This is a genomic window from Mycobacterium parascrofulaceum ATCC BAA-614, assembly GCF_000164135.1.
Lineage (GTDB): Bacteria > Actinomycetota > Actinomycetes > Mycobacteriales > Mycobacteriaceae > Mycobacterium > Mycobacterium parascrofulaceum.
This window is the reverse complement of the sequence record NZ_GG770558.1, coordinates 121,271-137,373: the sequence shown is the minus strand read 5'-3', so window position 1 is coordinate 137,373 and position 16,103 is coordinate 121,271. Positions and strand designations below refer to the sequence as shown.

Below are 16,103 nucleotides of genomic sequence, written 5' to 3'. Positions count from 1 at the left end.
CCTGCAGTATGGGGCTGGAATATTCGAGCGTCGTCGACGCGCCGATCACCGATGTTTTCGCCTGGCATGCCAGACCGGGGGCCTTCGCCCGGCTGTCGCCGCCCTGGCAGCCGATGCGGCTGGTCACGGAGGCCGCCTCCCTCAGGGACGGGCGGGCGACGCTGGCGTTACCCGGCGGGCTGCGCTGGGTCGCCGTCCACCAGGCGGACGGCTACGACCCCCCGCGGCGCTTCGTCGACGCCATCGGCGGTGACGGGCTCGCCGCGCTGCCGGCCCGAACCGCGGTGCGCTGGCGGCACACCCACGATTTCGAAGACCTCGGCGACGGTCGTACCCGGGTCATCGACCGGGTGGACGCGCCGGTTCCCGGGTCGATGCTGCGACCGATGTTCACCTACCGGCACCGGCAGCTGGCCGACGACCTGGCCGCGCACCGGCTGGCCGCCGAGAACGGGCTGGCTTCGGCGACGGTCGCCGTGACCGGAGCGTCGGGCCTGGTGGGTTCGGCGTTGACGGCGTTTCTGAGCACCGGCGGCCACCGTGTCATCCGGCTGGTCCGGCACGACCCGCGCTTCGAGAACGAGCGGCAGTGGAAGCCCGACGACCCGGCGCCCGACCTGTTCGACGGGGTGGATGCGGTCATCCACCTGGCGGGCGCCTCGATCGCGGGGCGGTTCACCGAGAAGCATCGAAAGGCCATCCGCGACAGCAGGATCGGCCCGACCCGGTTACTCGCCGAAGCGCTGGGCCGCGCCGCGCACCGGCCATCGGTGCTGGTCTCCGCGTCGGCGATCGGCTACTACGGATACGACCGCGGCGACGATCTCCTGACCGAGGACAGCCAGCGCGGCGACGGCTTCCTCGCCGACGTGGTGGCCGACTGGGAAGCGGCGACCGCGCCCGCCGAGCAGGCCGGGGTGCGGGTGGTGCGGGCGCGCACCGGCATCGTGCAATCCCCGCGCGGCGGCACGCTGAAGCTGATGCGCCCGTTGTTCGGCGCGGGGCTGGGCGGGCGGCTCGGCGACGGCCGGCAGTGGCTGTCGTGGATTTCGATCGACGACCTGGTCGACATCTATCACCGCGCGCTGTGGGACCCCGGTCTGTCGGGACCGGTGAATGCCGTTGCCCCGCAACCCGTGCGCAACAGCGAATACACCGCCACGCTGGCCCACGTGCTGCACCGGCCCGCGGTGTTGCCGGTGCCGTCGCTGGGACCCACGCTGCTGCTCGGCGCGCAAGGCGCACGCGAACTCGCGTGCGCCAGCCAGCGGGTGCTTCCGCACAAGCTCGCCGGGGCCGGGCATCGGTTTCGCCAGCCCGACCTGGAACAGGCGCTGCGCCACCTGCTGGGCCGCGCCCAATAGGTGGTCCTTTTCGTTGAGCTGATCAGGCCCACCCGCCATGGCAAAATGGTTCAATTTCTGAATGATCTCGGGTGCGTCGGTGCGGCTTGGCCGTCGGACCGGCGCGGCCATGTTGGGCATCATCGCGGTGGCCGCCACGGTGCTCGCCGCTCCCGCCGCCCGAGCCGAGTCGACCGAGGCGGACAGCACGACCGAAGTCGTGTGCGCAAGCGCGACCCGGGCGATACCGACGACGTGGTACTTCCCGACCACCCCACCGCTCGGACTGGTCTGGCTACAGCACGGGTTCGTCGAAGGCAAGAAGGTGTGGTCGTCCTTCGCCACCGAACTCGCCGACGGCGGTTATCTGGTGATGGCGACCACGCTGTCCACCCTCAGCCCGCTGGGCTGCACCGTCGAGCACCTCGTCGACAACAGGGGCTTCCTGGCCAACATCGCCGATGTCTTTGCCCACCGGGACGATCCGACCGGCGCGCTGGCGACGTCCTTCGCGGCCGCGGCGGAGAGCGCCGGCCGGCCAGTGACGCCGTTACCCGACAGGCTGGTCTTCGTTGGACATTCGGCGGGGGCGGAGGCCGTCGAATACGTCGCCGAGCGCCTGCACAGCACGTACCCGGCCGCCTTCGCCCAACTGCGCGGCATCGTCAGCGAAGACGGCGTGAAATCGTTCATCGGGTCCAATACCGACGAGGCGCTGGCGGGCCTGGCGGCCACCGCGCTGCCCATCTACGCCACGTCGTCGCCGCATCTGCTCTGCAACTTCTTCCGACGCGGCACCAAGGCGATCGAACGGTATCTGCCGGACCGGCCGTTTCACGGGGTGAACATCACGACCGGGGCCCACGGTGACGCGCTGGGCCCCTCCGCACCCGGCTACGAGAACCTGGTGTGCGGACGTCCGAAACCGGCCAACATCGCGGCGGTGTGGGGACTGACGCGAGGCTGGATCGCCGACATGGTCGCGGGAACGACCACACCCGATTTCTACCCGGGCGGAAGCTATTACACCGAACTCGAGGCGGCGGGCACCATCACCACGCTGCCGTGACGCCTCACGGCACAGGCCGCACGGTGAGCGGACCCGCGGACGCGTCCCGGGCGACCGCCTCCGCGAACGACCGCGAATCCAGCACCGGGCTCGGCGTGCCGGACGTGTCGAGGAACCCGTCGATGACGTCGGCCAGGACTTCGGTCGACCGCCACCGCGGCGACCAGTCCAGCACGGTGCGTGCGCGCTGCGTGTCCAACAACGGCACGGAGAACATCAGGTCGAGCCAACCGCGATCGATGGGCTGTAGCCTCGTTCGCCACGACGCGTCGGCCAGCAGCCCGAGCACGGCCGCGGGGACGTGAACGGGCCAGGCGCGCAACGCTTCCGCGAGCTCCCCGCGGTGCACCGGCGGCTCGGCGGCAAGGTTGAACGGGCCGAGCGCGCAGCGCTCGACGGCCCGCACACACGCGTCCGCGACGTCGTCCGCGTGCACCATGGGAATCGCAAGGCCGCGGTCGAGCGGCAGCACCCGCAGCCACCGCACCCAGCGGGGATCGACGTAGGCCGGCAGAATGTATCGCCGCAGTCCCATCGCGGCGTCGCGCTGCCCGATGAAGCCGGGCCGCATCCGGGTGATGCCGACACCGTCGGGATTGCGATCCTCGTAGCCGTCCAGCATCTTCTCCACCGCCGACTTCGCCCTGCTGTAGGCGGATGACCTGATCCCGGCGGTCGACCAGGTCTCGTCGACGCGTTCCCCGTACCGGCCGGGGGCGTAGGCGCCCACCGACGACATGTGCACCAGGTGGGGCACTTTGGCGTTGTGGGCCGCGCTCAGCACCGCGGAACTGCCGTTGATGGCGACCGCATCCAGGTACCGGGTGTTGCGGGTGGGCTGAAATCCCCAGGCCAGGTGGACCACACACGCAGCGCCGCGGAAGATCCTGTGCAGCTGGATCTCCACGCCCGGCTCGGCCAGGTCCACTTGATGCCAATCGGCACGGGCGTAGACGCCCTCCTGAGGCGGCGGCCGGCGGCTGACGCCGACGATGTCGTAGTCGTGGCCGTCCCCGACGAGCCGGCGCAGCAACGCGGTTCCCACGTTGCCGCTGGCCCCGGTGACGACGATCCGCTTGGACACGACGACCTCCTATTCCGCGTCTCGCCCGTGTCGGCTCCGCCGGTAGGCCCGGGCCCGCAGGTCGGCGAGCCACCGCGGGTGCAGGTTCAGTCCGGGCGCCGTGTTGAGCACGGGGTCGAACGACACGTCGCCCGCTTGGTCCGGACCGAGGACGCGGTTCAGCGTGAGGCGACCCAGGGGGGTGAAATCCCCTCTGCCGCAAGCCTGATCGAGTGACATCTCGATCGTGTCGCTCTCGAGCCGCTTGCGGACGCTGCCCAGCGACAGGCCGAGACCATCGATCTGGCTGAGGATCCGCGCCCGCAGCCACCAGTTGTCGCCCTGATAGTGCAACGGCATCAGGGTGGTCAGCGTCTGCCCGCTCCACGACACCGCGGGCCGCAGCGCCAGCGCACGGGAGAGCACGCCTGAACCCGACGAGACCACCAGAATGTCCCACGGTCCCGTCCCCTGCGGCGGTGTCACCCGGAAGGCCAGGCCGATGAAGTCGGGCAGGGCTCCGGGGGTGCCACTGGCTTTGGACACCCGGGCCACGATCTCCGACGATGCGACGGGCAGCCCCTCACCGGCGGGGGCGGACCGTTCGACGAACCCTTCCGCCAGCACGCCGATGGGATGGAACAACCGTTTGCCCCGGATTGCGGAGCCCCACTGGAAGGGCAACGCGACAAGATCGGAAACGCTCACCGGCCGCGGATTCCCGTTTCCGGGCGAGGGAAACGCGATGCCGCGGCTCCGATATCGCGCTGTGCGCCGCGGCCGTCAGGCGGCCGCCCGCGCGGCAATCATGCGCGCCGCCACGGGCGGTCGTTGCTCCTGGTCATGCGACCGGCCGTCGATGTAGACCTGCTGCATCACGGCCTGCCACGACTCCATCGCCGGGGCCGATCCCCACATGCCCTCGAACAACCCCACGATCACCGCCGCGTTGTCGTCGGTCAGCGCGTAGACGGGACCGCCGAAGTCGCGGCTGTCCACGGCCACGTCGGCGATGATGAAACGGCCGTTGCCGACCGAGCTGATCGAGCCGCATCGCTGGCCGGCCGCCCTGCGGAACTGGCACACGGGCAGGCCCGGTTGCGCGCGCAGGCCGGGCGCGGACCTCAGTTGCCGGCCAGTCGGCAGGACGTCGGAGGCGATCACGCCGGGCCCAAGCGCGATGACTTCATACTCGACCGGCACCATCGCCTCGCCCGCCGCGGCCTCGTCGGCGGCCTGGCGGCGGGCGAGCACCACCGTGCCCACCGGGTTTCCGTCATGGTCGGTGACGCCCGATTCCCCGCTCCCGCACTGACCGCTGGTGATCGCAACCCGCAACCGCGGCTCGACCAGGCCCACCATGCAGACCGTGGCGCCTTGACGAATCTCCATGCCGGGAAAGACCGTGATGCCCGGGTCGGCGCTCGCCCGGCCCGGGGCTCCGACCGCCAGCACCGCGACCGCGAAGGCGATCGCCAGGCGACCGCACCGGCAGCTGATCGCTTCCATTGGGCCCCACCAACCCTCACGTCCATCCGAGGGATCTCGTCGGATACTGCGCCGCGGATACCCGGCGGCACCGCCGCCAAACGGGCCGAAAGTCACCCAGGATGCCCGGACGGTAGCGGCGGGCACCGATCGCCGGTCAATGCCGGGCGGCGCCCAGCTCGCCCTGAAATCGTTGCATCGCGTGGACCACCGCTCCGAGCACCCGGTGGGCGGCGATCAAGTCGGCGTCCGGCAATTCCTCGAGGGCGAACCGCGTGTGGTCGCCCAGCGGGGTGAAGAACGACCGGGCGGTGGACAGGCCGGATTCGCCGGGACGCAGGATGACCTTGCGACGGTCGTCGGGGTGTGAATCACGGCGGAGGTGGCCGGAGTCGATCAGCCGGTCCACCAGGTAGGTGATGGCCGAACCGGACAGCCCCATCCGCTGACTGAGGTCGCCCGAGGTCATCGGCCGCCCCGCCGCCTCCGCCACCATCACGTACATCAGGGCGCGGAAGTCGTTGGGCCGCAAGCGATGAGACATCGCGAACCAGCGGCCGATCTGATCGGATTCGGTTGCTATCTCCCGTAGATCCGCCGAGATCAGCGATTCCAGCGCCTCGCGGCGCGGGCGCTGCCCGTCAGGTTCCATAACGATGTGCAGCATATCCCCGAACCAGGGGACATTTCAGTTGGTTAATGGTTAATTGACTGAACCGCCCGGCGTACCGCCCCGTTATACGGGCGTGCGGCCACGACCGTCGCGGCGTAAATCACCGACAGGTCTGGCCAAGCACGATGATGTTCAGTAAGTTAATGTTTAAATTATTGAAGATAGTGGCATGTACGACCGGTGCGGGCCTGCCGGCGCGGTTTCGCCCGTCCGGGCGGCCGCGACGGCCCAGCGTGTTTGAGCCGTCCCAGCCCGGGAATGCCAGGCCGTTCAGGAGGGAGCGCGTGGCCAAGATGGGTGCTTTGTCGTTGACACCCGCCACCGAGTCGCCGGCAATCGCGGCGCAATGGCCGGACACCGGTCACTTCCACGAGTGGCGCTCCCGCCTGCGGCACGGGGTGCTCGCCCACCTCGTCGGCTTCGTCGGGCCGCGCCGCCGCGAATTGGACGACACCCGCGTCGACGCCGCCGGCGACATCCTGATGTCCTACGTCTCCGGCGGTAAGTGCCTGCGGTCGACCTTCGTGTACCTCGGATGGCTCTGCGGTGCGGCGCCCGGCGAGGCGGCGCTGCGGGCGGCGGCCAGTTTCGAATTGCTACACGTGTTCGCGCTGCTGCAGGACGACGTCATGGACGGTTCGGCCGAACGGCGCGGGCGCCCGTCCGCGCACCTGCGATTCGCCCGCTGGCACCGCGAACGCGGCCTGTCCGGGTCGTCGCGGCGGTTCGGCGAATCGGCGGCCATCCTGCTGGGCGACCTCTGCCTGATCTGGTCCGAGCAGATGCTGCGCGAGAGCGGAGTCGACAGCACGCGCCTGCACCGGGCGTGGCCCCGCTACGACACGATGCGCACCGAGTTGGCCGTGGGTCAGTTCGCGGACCTGACGAGCGATGTCCGGCAGATGCCTTCGCTCGAGGCCGTGCTGGACGTGGCGCGGCGCAAGTCGGGCAACTACACCGTGCGGCGGCCGCTCGAAATCGGGGCGGCGATGTCGGATTGCGACGATCGGACCCTGACGCAGCTCGGCCGCTACGGCGCCGCCGTCGGAGAGGCGTTCCAGCTGCGCGACGACGTGCTCGGGGTCTTCGGATCGCCGGCGACCACCGGCAAGCCGTGCGCGGGAGATCTGCGGGAACGCAAGGCCACCAGCCTCGTGGTGACCGCCCATCAGCTGGCCGACGCACCGGCCCGCGCCGAACTGGCCGCCCTGATGACGGGCCGTACCCTCGATGACGAGGCGATCGGCAGGTGGAAAGCGTTGATCGTGGCGAGCGGGGCCGTCGAGATGATCGAGGAGATGATCAGCGACCGGGTCGCCGCGGCGCGCGAGCACCTCGGCGGCGCGCCGATCGCCGAGCCGGTCCGCGCGGCGCTGGACCAAATGGCGACCGCCTGCACGGATCGCGCCGAATGAGCGCCACAAGTTTGGGAGCATGTTGAGATGCGGACCATCGAAGGACGCGGCGAGCACGTGGTGGTGATCGGCGCCGGCCTGGCCGGGCTGTCCGCCGCACTGCACCTGGCCGGCCGGGGGCGCGCGGTCACCGTGGTCGAGCGCCAGCCCTGGCCGGGCGGACGGGCCGGCCGGCTCGACATCGACGGCTATCGCATCGACACCGGTCCGACGGTGCTGACGATGCCCGACATCATCGACGAGGCGTTCGCGGCCGTGGGCCAGAGCCGATCGGGCCGGCTGGAGCTGCTGCCGCTCGACCCGGCCTACCGGGCGATGTTCGCCGACGGCAGCGCGCTCGACGTGCACACCGACGCCGAGCGGATGGCAACCGCCATCGAAGAGTTCGCCGGCTCCGGGCAGGCGGCGGGCTACCGGCGGCTGCGGGAGTGGCTGACGCGGTTGTACCGGATCGAATTCGACGGGTTCATCGCCGCCAATTTCGATTCGCCGTTGTCGTTGCTCACGCCGCAACTGGCGCGCCTGGCCGCGATCGGCGGATTCCGCAAGTGGGACCGCATGGTCAAGCGCCACCTCAGCGACCCGCGGCTGCAGCGCGTGTTCACGTTCCAGTCGCTGTACGCCGGCGTGGCGCCGCGCAACGCGCTGGCCGTGTACGCGGTCATCGCCTACATGGACACGATCGCGGGCGTGTTCTTTCCGCGGGGCGGCGTTCGCGCGCTCCCGGATGCGCTGGCCAAGGCGGCCGCCGACGCGGGGGTGCGATTCTGCTACGACGCGACGGTGACCGGGCTGGACCGCGCCGGCGGGCGGGTCAGCGCCGTGCGAACCGATCGCCTCGATCCCATCGCCTGCGACGCGGTGGTGCTGACCACCGAACTGCCGCAGACCTATGAATTGCTCGGCCGCACACCGCATCGCCCCGTCCGGCTGCGGCCGGCACCGTCGGCGGTGGTGGCGCACCTGGGCTGCCGTCGCGTCGCGTCCGACACGGCGCACCACACGATCCTGTTCGGCGAGTCCTGGGACCAGACGTTCACCGACATCATCCGCGACGGACGGCTGATGCGGGATCCTTCCCTGCTGGTCACCCGGCCGACCGCGAGCGACCCGGCACTCGCGCCGAACGGGCGCGACCTGCTCTACGTGCTCGCCCCGGCACCGAACCTGGCTCGCGGGCGGATCGACTGGGACGGCGCCACGGCCCGCTACGTCGACGAGCTCATCGGCGACGTCGCGGCGCGGCTGCTGCCCGGATTGCCCGACGACGCAACGATATTGGATGTCGTGACCCCCGCCGACTGGGCACGGCAGGGCATGGCCGCGGGCAGCCCGTTCGCGCTGGCCCACACCTTCGGGCAGACCGGTCCGTTCCGGCCCGCGAACATGGTGCGCGGCGTCGACAACGCGGTGCTCGCCGGGTCGTCGACGGTACCCGGCGTCGGTGTCCCCACCACGCTGATCTCGGGCCGGCTGGCGGCCGACCGCATCACCGGCCCCGATGCCGGCCGGGCCAACCGGATGGCGACGCACCACGACATGGGAGCCGGACTGACATGATCCGCAGTGAGCTGGACGCGGCCGGAATCGAGGATCCGCGCCTGCGCGAGGGGTACCGGCGCTGCCGCGAACTCAACGCCGCCCACGGCCGCACCTTCTTCTTGGCCACCCGGCTGCTGGCGCCCGATCAGCGGCCGGCGGTGCACGCCCTCTACGGCTTCGCGCGCTATGCCGACGACATCCTCGACGACCTGGACCCGCACCTGCGCACCGACATTCGTGCCCAGCGGCTGCAGGAATTGGCCGACCGATTCTTCTCCGCCGGGGACCACCTCGACGATCCCGTGTTGGCCGCGGTCACCGACACCGCGCGCCGGTACCGGATCGGCAGCGACTTGTTCGACGATTTCCTGACGTCGATGCGCATGGATCTGACGGTCACCGACTATCCCGACCGCGCGGCGCTCAACCTGTATATGCGTGGATCCGCCGAAGCCATTGGCCTGCAGGTGCTTCCGGTGCTGGGAACCGTGGTGCCCGTCGAGGAGGCCGCGCCCTACGCCGCCGCGCTGGGCAGGGCGTTCCAGCTCACCAACTTCCTGCGCGACATCGACGAGGACCTGCTGCGGCACCGGGTGTACCTGCCCGCCGACGAACTCGCCGCCCACGGCGTCGACCGCGAGCTGCTGACCTGGTGTCACCAGCACCGCCGCACCGACCCGCGGGTCCGCAAGGCGTTGGCCGCCCAACACCAGATCACCCGGGAGACTTACCGTTTCGCCGACGCGGGCATCGCCATGCTCAGCCCCCGCTCGCAACCGTGCGTGGCCGCGGCTTCGACCCTGTACTCGGAGATCTTGGACCGCATCGAGGAAAGCGGCTTCGCGGTGTTCAACCACCGGGCCACCGTCGGCAAGGCCCGACGGCTGCAGGTCGCCGGGATCGGGCTGTTACGGTCGTGGCGGGCGCGCAATAGTTCGCCCGGTGTTTCGGATCGCCCGGGGGCCGCATGACCGATCGCTGGCAATACCTGGTGGTTTTGGCCGCATGCCTGGCGATCACCGCTCCCCTGGAGCTCTTCGGCGCCGGCGTCTACCGGCAATGGCGGCGGCTCGCCAAGGCGGTCCTGCCCGTGGCCGCCGTCTTCCTGATCTGGGACGAGATCGCGATCGCCGCGCACGTGTGGACCTACAACCCCGCCTACATCACCGGCCTCGAGATCCCGTTCGGGGTGCCGATCGAAGAGGTGCTGTTCTTCGTCGTCATCCCGATCTGCGCGCTGCTGACCTACAACGCCGTCAGCACCATCCTGGAAAGGGTCAACCGCCGATGACCGGCCTGGGTTACACCGTGCCGGCCGTGGCGGCCGTGTTCGCGGTCTGCGCAGTGGAATTGGCGGTGCTGCGGACCGGGCTCTTCCGGCGGCCGGCCTACTGGCTGTCCATGCTGATCGTTCTCGGCTTCCAGATCCCGGTCGACGGCTGGCTGACCAAACTCAGCTCGCCCATCGTCAGCTACGAGCCTCGCCAGATCAGCGGCCTGCGCTTCCCGTTCGACATCCCGGTCGAGGATTTCTTGTTCGGCTTCGCACTGGCCACCGCGGTGCTGCTGGGATGGGAACGTCACCGTGCGCGTCGGTGAAGCCGGACCCAGCCCCGACCAGTTGTCGGCCGCCTTCGACGCGGGTGCGACGGAATACGACCGGCTGGTGGGCGCCAGCCCCGGCTACCACAAGCAGCTGCTGCTCTCCGCGCGCCGCATGCGAATCCGCGACCGCGGCAAGGGCTTACGGCTGCTCGACGCCGGGTGCGGCACCGGCGCCTCGACGGCCGCGCTGTTGGCCGTGGCCCCGGAGGCCGAGATCGTCGCCGTCGACGCCTCGCGGGGAATGCTCGACGCGGCGACCGCGAAGGACTGGCCGCCCTCGGTGCAATTCGTGCACACCCCCGTCGAGCAGCTGGCGGAGCACGGCATCACCGGACCGTTCGACGGCATCCTGGCCGCCTACCTGATCCGCAACCTGGCCGACCGGGACGGTCAACTGCGGAAGCTCCGGACCCTGCTGCGGCCGGGCGCCACCCTGGCGGTGCACGAATACTCGGTGCGCGACTCCGCCGCCGCCACCCGCATCTGGCATGCCGTGTGCTGGGGCATCATCATCCCCGCCGGCTGGTGGCGCACCCGCGACGCGGCGCTGTACCGCTACCTGTGGCGCAGCGTGCTGGAGTTCGACGGCGCCACCCGATTCCGGGCCCGCCTTGCCGACGCGGGCTTCACCGCGGTGCACAGCGAAACGATGCCCGGCTGGGAGGCCAACATCGTGCACACCTTCCTGGCGGACGCGCCGGCATGAGAGCCTTCGGCACCGATCGCCGGCGCGAAACCCTGCCCGCGCCAACCGGTTTGCCGGATGCCGCGGCCCTGGCGTCGCGCCCCCGGGTGGTCGTCGTGGGGGGCGGCATCGCGGGACTGACCGCGGCCACCGGGCTCGCCGAACGCGGCGTCGCCGTCGAGGTGATCGAGCGCGAGGACTACCTCGGCGGGCGGGTGGGCGGCTGGACCGACCACCGGGACGGGGCGGACCTCGCGATGAATCGCGGCTTCCACGCGTTCTTCCGGCAGTACTACAACCTGCGGGCCCTGCTCGGGCGCATCGATCCGCACCTGCGGATGCTCACGCCCGTCGACGACTATCCGCTCATCGACGGGGCCGGCCGGCGCGACACCTTCCGGGGCCTGCCGCGCACCCCGCCGTGGAACGCGGTCGCCTTCGCCGCGCGCAGCCCGACGTTCCGGCTTCGCGACTTCCTGCAGATCGACGCGCGCGCGGCCGCGCCGCTGGCCGCGGTGTCGGTGCCCGGCATCTACGAGCGTCTCGACCATTTCGACGCCGCGACGTTCCTCAAGAGCATCCGGTTTCCCGAGGCCGCACGGCATCTGGCATTCGAGGTCTTCTCCCGCAGCTTCTTCGCCGACCCCGCCAAGTTGTCCGCGGCCGAGTTGGCCACCATGTTCCACATTTACTTCCTCGGGTCGTCCGAGGGTCTCATCTTCGACGTCCCCACGTCGAACTACGACACCGCCCTCTGGGAGCCGCTGCGCCGCTACCTCGAGGCGCGGGGCGTGGTCTTCCGGTTGGGTACCGGCGCCGCGCGCATCGACACGGCAGCGGCGAATCCGTTTCGGGTGCAGACCGACTCGGGTGACACCGTGGCGGCGGATGCCGTGGTGCTGGCCACCGACGTGGCCGGCTTGCAGCGCGTCGTGGCCGCATCGGCCGGGCTGGGCACCGACGACTGGCGCGCCCAGATCGCGCAACAGCGCACCGCGCCGCCGTTCGCCGTGCACCGGTTGTGGCTCGATCGGCCCGTCTCCGCCGAGCGCCCGGCCTTTCTCGGTACGTCCGGCCACGAACCGCTGGACAACATCAGCGTCCTGGAGCGCTACGAACGGGAGGCCGCCGAGTGGTCGCGCACCCACCGCGGGTCCGTCGTCGAGCTGCACTCCTACGCCCTCGACTCCGCGCCGTCCCGCGCGGCCGCCCTGCGCCAACTGCACAGGGTATACCCGGAAACCGCGGCGGCGCAGATCGTTTCCGAGCGGCTGCTGCACCGCAGCGACTGCCCCCTGTTCTCACCCGGGTCCTATGCGCGGCGGCCGAAAGTGCTCACGCCGCAGCCCGGCCTGCTGTTGGCCGGCGACGCCGTCCGCATCGACCTGCCCGTGGCGCTCATGGAGCGCGCCGCCACGACGGGTTGGTGCGCGGCGAACCATTTGCTGAGAAGATGGGGGTTGGCCGGGCACCCGTTGGTCACCGTACCCACCCGCGGCCGGTCACCCGCGTTGCGATGGCTCGCTACCCGTGAAGGACCCGCCGAACGATGAACATCCGCGAACAGCTGCAGCACCTGTGGCCCGGCGCGCGGCCCAAAGACTGGCCACTGCAGGTGATCCCGCGTACGTCGTGGGCCGAGCAGCGCCCAACCTATCGGGACGCACAACCCGCCATCATCGACGGCGCGCTGCAGCGGGCGCGGCAGAGGCCGACCGGCAACTGGTTCGTGTTCGCCGGCAGCGCCGACGTGCGTGCCGGGCGGCCGTTCGGCGCGCGAGTCGCCGGAGTCGAGGTCGTCGCCTGGCGGGACCGGGCGGGCCGGCTTTGTGTGGGTCCCCGCAGTTGCCCCCACCTGGGGGCCGACCTGGCCACCGGAACCGTGCACGGCGGCACCCTGATCTGCCGATGGCACGGACTGGCGCTGGACGGTCACTCGCGGGAATTCGGCTGGACCCCGCTGCCGAGCCACGACGACGGCACGCTGGCGTGGGTTCGGCTCGACAACGTGGGCGGGGAGGCCCCCCTGGACAAGCCGGTGATCCCGGCCCGGCCGATCGGCGACACCGTGGCCGCCGTGGCCCGCATGGCGGGCGTGTGCGAGCCCGCCGACATCATCGCCAACCGGCTGGACCCCTGGCACGGCGCGTGGTTCCACCCGTATTCGTTCACCCGGCTCGAAGTGCTCACCACGCCAACCGAAGACGTCGATCGTTTCCTGGTGGCGGTGACCTTCCGGATGGGTCCCGTGGGCGTCCCCGTCGTGGCGGAATTCAGCTGCCCCGAGGCGCGCACCATCGTGATGCGCATCGTGGACGGCGAAGGGACCGGCAGCACCGTCGAAACCCATGCCACGCCAATCGGTTCCGGCCCCGACGGACGCCCCCGCACCGCGGTGCTGGAAGCCACCATCGCCCATTCCGACCGTCCCGGGTTCAGGCGGGCGGCTCGGGCCGCGCCCCTGATCACGCCGCTCATGCGCCTCGCGGCCAACCGGCTCTGGCGCGACGACCTCGCCTACGCCGAGCGCCGCTACCGGGTGCGTGCCGGCCTCGGGTGACGGCTCGGCCATGCGTAAGGGGTACGTCGCCGCCGTCGTGGCGACCGTCGGCGTGCACCTGGCCTACCTGGCCTACGTGCCGGCCGGCGGCTTCCTGGCCTTGCGATGGCCGCGCACCATCGTGCTGCACCGGGCGGCCGTCGCGTGGGGCGTCGCCGTCGTGGCGCTGAAGTTGCCCTGCCCGCTGACAGCACTGGAAGCGTGGGCACGCCGCCGCGCCGACATGGATCCCCTGCCGACCACGGGGTTCGTCGACCGCTATGTCGCGGGCCTGTTCGTCCCGTCCGGCCGCGTCGGCGTCGCGCAGGCGTTCGCGTTCCTGTCGGCCGCCGTCTCCTGGAGCGCGTTCGCGAGGCGGGCTCAGCCGCCCAGGCCGGCGCGGTCGGGCGGCTGGCCGCCCCATGACGGGTCCGTGAGGGGCGGCACCGCTTCGGGTTGACGCCGACGGGATTTGCGTTGCCACAACGCCCAAGCGATCGCCGAAAGCACAACGGCCGCCAGGATCACCGTCGGCCACAGGGCCAGCTGCGCAAGCCACAAGTCTCGCTGGAGCCGCATCACCTTGCGCCGACCTCGCCAGACTCGCTCCGGCATCTCCGTTACAGTCATTGCGAGCCAGTTACCCCACAACTGGCCGATTAAACGCGGGGGTCGCGTGTTTGGCCCGCCGCGCGGGGGGCTAGTCAGCGGCATGAGCACTAAGCCGCGCGGTTCCGCCGAGCCGTCTTCCCGATCGTTCACCCGCCTGGCGGCCGCGTGGTGGGCCTTGGTCTTCGGCCTGATCATCCTCATCGTTCTGCTGATCTTCGTCGCCCAGAACACCGAATCGATCACCACGCATTTCCTCGGCTTCCACTGGAGCCTGCCGGTGGGAGTGGGCTACCTGTTGGCGGCGGTGGCCGGCGCGACCACCACGTTGCTCGTCGGCGCCGCACGGATCATCCAGCTGCGCAGGGCCACCAAGAAACAGCTCAAGGCGGTGTGATCCGGAACCACGCAAAGCCGTTGGTCGACAGGCGTTCACGCGTGGACCACGGCGCCGGCACGGACGTTGTGGCGCTTACCGACGGCCACCGTCACGTCCACGAGGCACAACTGAGACGGCGGCGGCGCAACCCCGGGCGTCCCGCCCACGCCGCCACCCCCGACGACCACCCGGCAAAGGAGTGAATTGATGCACTGCGTCGTATTCGGCGCCACGGGGTACCTGGGCACGCGGCTCATCCCCCAGCTGCTCGACAACGGCCACACCGTTCGGGTGCTGGCCCGGGACCCCGCAAAACTCGACGACGTCGCCTGGCGCGGCCGGGTGGACGTCGTAGAGGGTGACGTCATCGACCCGACCGCGGTGCGGCGGGCGCTGGACGGTCAGCAAGTCTTGTATTACCTGGTGCATTCGCTGATGCGGTCCGATTTCGTCGACTTCGACGAACGCGCCGCCCGCAACGTGGCCGAGGGCGCGGGGCAGGCCGGCCTGTCACGCATCGTCTACGTCGGGGGCATCACGCCCGACGGGCAGAAGCTCTCCGATCACCTGGCCTCGCGGGCGCAGGTGGGGCGCCTGTTCCGGACTTCGGGCGTGCCGTCCGTCGAGTTGCGCGCCGCCGCCATCATCGGGGCGGGCTCGGCCAGCTTCGAGATGCTGCGCTACCTCACCGAGCGGCTGCCGCTGATCGTCGCCCCGCGCTGGTTGCGCACGTGCGTCCAGCCCATCGCCGTGCGCGACGTGCTGTACTACCTCGTCCGCGCGGCCGAGCTGCCCGCCGGGGTCAATCGGCCGTTCGACATCGGCGGGCCCGACCGCTTCACCTACACCGAGATGATCCGCAAATACTCCGTGATCGCGGGCCTGCCGCGGCGGCCCACGGTGCCGGTGCCCCTGTTGACCCCACGCCTCTCGGCGCCGTGGGTCGACCTGCTCACCCCGCTGCCTCGTCAGCTCGCCATCTCGCTGATGGAGTCGCTGGAAAACGACGTGGTGTGCGCCAATCACGACATCGCCCGCCACATACCGGATCCCGACGGCGGGCTGACGCACTACGAGGAGGCGGTCGAGCTGGCCCTGGCGCACGTGCGCGAGAAGGACTTGCGCACCCGCTGGGCCCGCGCCGACACGAACGGTTCACCGTCGCAGCCACTGCCCACCGACCCGCAGTGGGCCGGCGGCTCGCTGTATGAGGATGTGCGGCAACGTCAGAGCCCCGCGGATGCCGAAACGCTGTGGGGCGCCATCCAAGCCGCGGTGACCGAGCGCAACTGGTCGGCGCTCCCGCTGGAATGGCCCCTGCGCGGCTGGATCAACGGCGCGCTGGGCGTCATCCGGCCCCGCCGCCGGCCGCTCGACCGGGCGCAGTTGCACGAAGGCGAGGCGCTGGACTGGTGGCGGGTCGAGCGCATCGACACGCCCCGCTCGCTCCGGTTGCGCGCCGACATCCCGCTGCCCGGACGGCTGTGGCTGGAGCTGTCGGCGAGCCCGGACGGCAACGGCGGCTCGCGGTACCGCCAGCGGGCGATGTTCCAGCCGTACGGGCTTGCGGGACAGCTGTTTTGGAACGCGTCGGCGCCCTATCGGGATGTGGTGTTCGGCGGGATCGCGCGCGACGTCACGGCGACGGCCCGCGCCGGGACGACGCGCGCGGCGGCCCCCTCCCACTGTTGAA

At 70.8% G+C, this 16,103-nt stretch carries 17 protein-coding genes; 13 read left to right on the top strand and 4 right to left on the bottom strand.

Annotated elements, in window-relative coordinates:
- Positions 1-8 precede the first annotated feature (8 nt).
- Together HMPREF0591_RS23965 and HMPREF0591_RS23960 are read left to right on the top strand one after the other, a co-directional pair.
- A complete protein-coding gene (locus HMPREF0591_RS23965) occupies positions 9-1,364 on the top strand; it encodes a TIGR01777 family oxidoreductase (RefSeq protein ID WP_007171285.1) in 1,356 nt (451 codons plus the stop codon).
- A 61-nt stretch (positions 1,365-1,425) separates the two neighbouring features.
- Positions 1,426-2,412, top strand: a complete 987-nt coding sequence (locus HMPREF0591_RS23960; RefSeq protein WP_007171284.1) for a hypothetical protein — start codon at positions 1,426-1,428, stop codon at positions 2,410-2,412.
- Positions 2,413-2,416: 4 nt separating this feature from the next.
- On the opposite strand, the gene HMPREF0591_RS23955 is transcribed toward HMPREF0591_RS23960, so the two are convergent.
- The 4 genes from HMPREF0591_RS23955 to HMPREF0591_RS23940 all read right to left on the bottom strand — a co-directional run bounded on the left by HMPREF0591_RS23955 (position 2,417) and on the right by HMPREF0591_RS23940 (position 5,630).
- Entirely contained in the window at positions 2,417-3,496 is a 1,080-nt protein-coding gene (locus HMPREF0591_RS23955; RefSeq protein WP_007171283.1) for an NAD-dependent epimerase/dehydratase family protein, read from the bottom strand.
- Positions 3,497-3,505: 9 nt separating this feature from the next.
- A complete protein-coding gene (locus HMPREF0591_RS23950) occupies positions 3,506-4,183 on the bottom strand; it encodes a hypothetical protein (RefSeq protein ID WP_007171282.1) in 678 nt (225 codons plus the stop codon).
- A 75-nt stretch (positions 4,184-4,258) separates the two neighbouring features.
- A complete protein-coding gene (locus HMPREF0591_RS23945; RefSeq protein ID WP_007171281.1) occupies positions 4,259-4,984 on the bottom strand; it encodes an Rv1815 family serine proteinase in 726 nt (241 codons plus the stop codon).
- Positions 4,985-5,120: 136 nt separating this feature from the next.
- Positions 5,121-5,630, bottom strand: coding sequence for a MarR family winged helix-turn-helix transcriptional regulator (locus HMPREF0591_RS23940; RefSeq protein WP_007171280.1), 510 nt, complete (start codon positions 5,628-5,630; stop codon positions 5,121-5,123).
- 239 nt (positions 5,631-5,869) lie between these two features.
- Between HMPREF0591_RS23940 and HMPREF0591_RS23935 the strand changes: the two genes are divergently transcribed.
- The 11 genes from HMPREF0591_RS23935 to HMPREF0591_RS23885 all read left to right on the top strand — a co-directional run bounded on the left by HMPREF0591_RS23935 (position 5,870) and on the right by HMPREF0591_RS23885 (position 16,102).
- Positions 5,870-7,051 carry a polyprenyl synthetase family protein gene (locus HMPREF0591_RS23935; protein ID WP_040623820.1) on the top strand — a complete coding sequence of 394 codons (1,182 nt, stop codon included), beginning with the start codon at positions 5,870-5,872 and terminating at the stop codon, positions 7,049-7,051.
- Between the two features lie 27 nt (positions 7,052-7,078).
- Positions 7,079-8,611: a phytoene desaturase family protein gene (gene crtI / locus HMPREF0591_RS23930; RefSeq protein ID WP_007171278.1), complete on the top strand. Its 1,533-nt coding sequence runs from the start codon at positions 7,079-7,081 to the stop codon at positions 8,609-8,611.
- On the top strand, positions 8,608-9,564 hold the full coding sequence (locus HMPREF0591_RS23925; protein WP_007171277.1) for a phytoene/squalene synthase family protein: 957 nt from the start codon (positions 8,608-8,610) through the stop codon (positions 9,562-9,564). The genes crtI and HMPREF0591_RS23925 overlap by 4 nt, the downstream gene beginning before the upstream one ends.
- The gene (locus HMPREF0591_RS23920) at positions 9,561-9,884 is read left to right on the top strand and encodes a lycopene cyclase domain-containing protein (protein WP_007171276.1); all 324 of its coding nucleotides are present in this window, start codon (positions 9,561-9,563) and stop codon (positions 9,882-9,884) included. The genes HMPREF0591_RS23925 and HMPREF0591_RS23920 overlap by 4 nt, the downstream gene beginning before the upstream one ends.
- Positions 9,881-10,192: a lycopene cyclase domain-containing protein gene (locus tag HMPREF0591_RS23915; protein ID WP_007171275.1), complete on the top strand. Its 312-nt coding sequence runs from the start codon at positions 9,881-9,883 to the stop codon at positions 10,190-10,192. Before HMPREF0591_RS23920 ends, HMPREF0591_RS23915 begins: the two co-directional genes overlap by 4 nt.
- Positions 10,179-10,904, top strand: a complete 726-nt coding sequence (locus HMPREF0591_RS23910; protein WP_007171274.1) for a class I SAM-dependent methyltransferase — start codon at positions 10,179-10,181, stop codon at positions 10,902-10,904. The genes HMPREF0591_RS23915 and HMPREF0591_RS23910 overlap by 14 nt, the downstream gene beginning before the upstream one ends.
- Positions 10,901-12,436, top strand: a complete 1,536-nt coding sequence (locus HMPREF0591_RS23905) for an FAD-dependent oxidoreductase (RefSeq protein WP_007171273.1) — start codon at positions 10,901-10,903, stop codon at positions 12,434-12,436. The genes HMPREF0591_RS23910 and HMPREF0591_RS23905 overlap by 4 nt, the downstream gene beginning before the upstream one ends.
- Entirely contained in the window at positions 12,433-13,443 is a 1,011-nt protein-coding gene (locus HMPREF0591_RS23900; RefSeq protein WP_007171272.1) for a Rieske (2Fe-2S) protein, read from the top strand. Before HMPREF0591_RS23905 ends, HMPREF0591_RS23900 begins: the two co-directional genes overlap by 4 nt.
- Positions 13,444-13,453: 10 nt before the next feature.
- The gene (locus tag HMPREF0591_RS23895; protein WP_050790136.1) at positions 13,454-13,882 is read left to right on the top strand and encodes a DUF2784 domain-containing protein; all 429 of its coding nucleotides are present in this window, start codon (positions 13,454-13,456) and stop codon (positions 13,880-13,882) included.
- Positions 13,883-14,134: 252 nt separating this feature from the next.
- On the top strand, positions 14,135-14,428 hold the full coding sequence (locus HMPREF0591_RS23890) for a LapA family protein (protein ID WP_007171270.1): 294 nt from the start codon (positions 14,135-14,137) through the stop codon (positions 14,426-14,428).
- A 189-nt stretch (positions 14,429-14,617) separates the two neighbouring features.
- Complete coding sequence (locus tag HMPREF0591_RS23885) at positions 14,618-16,102, top strand: SDR family oxidoreductase (protein WP_007171269.1); 1,485 nt, start codon at positions 14,618-14,620, stop codon at positions 16,100-16,102.
- Position 16,103 lies beyond the last annotated feature (1 nt).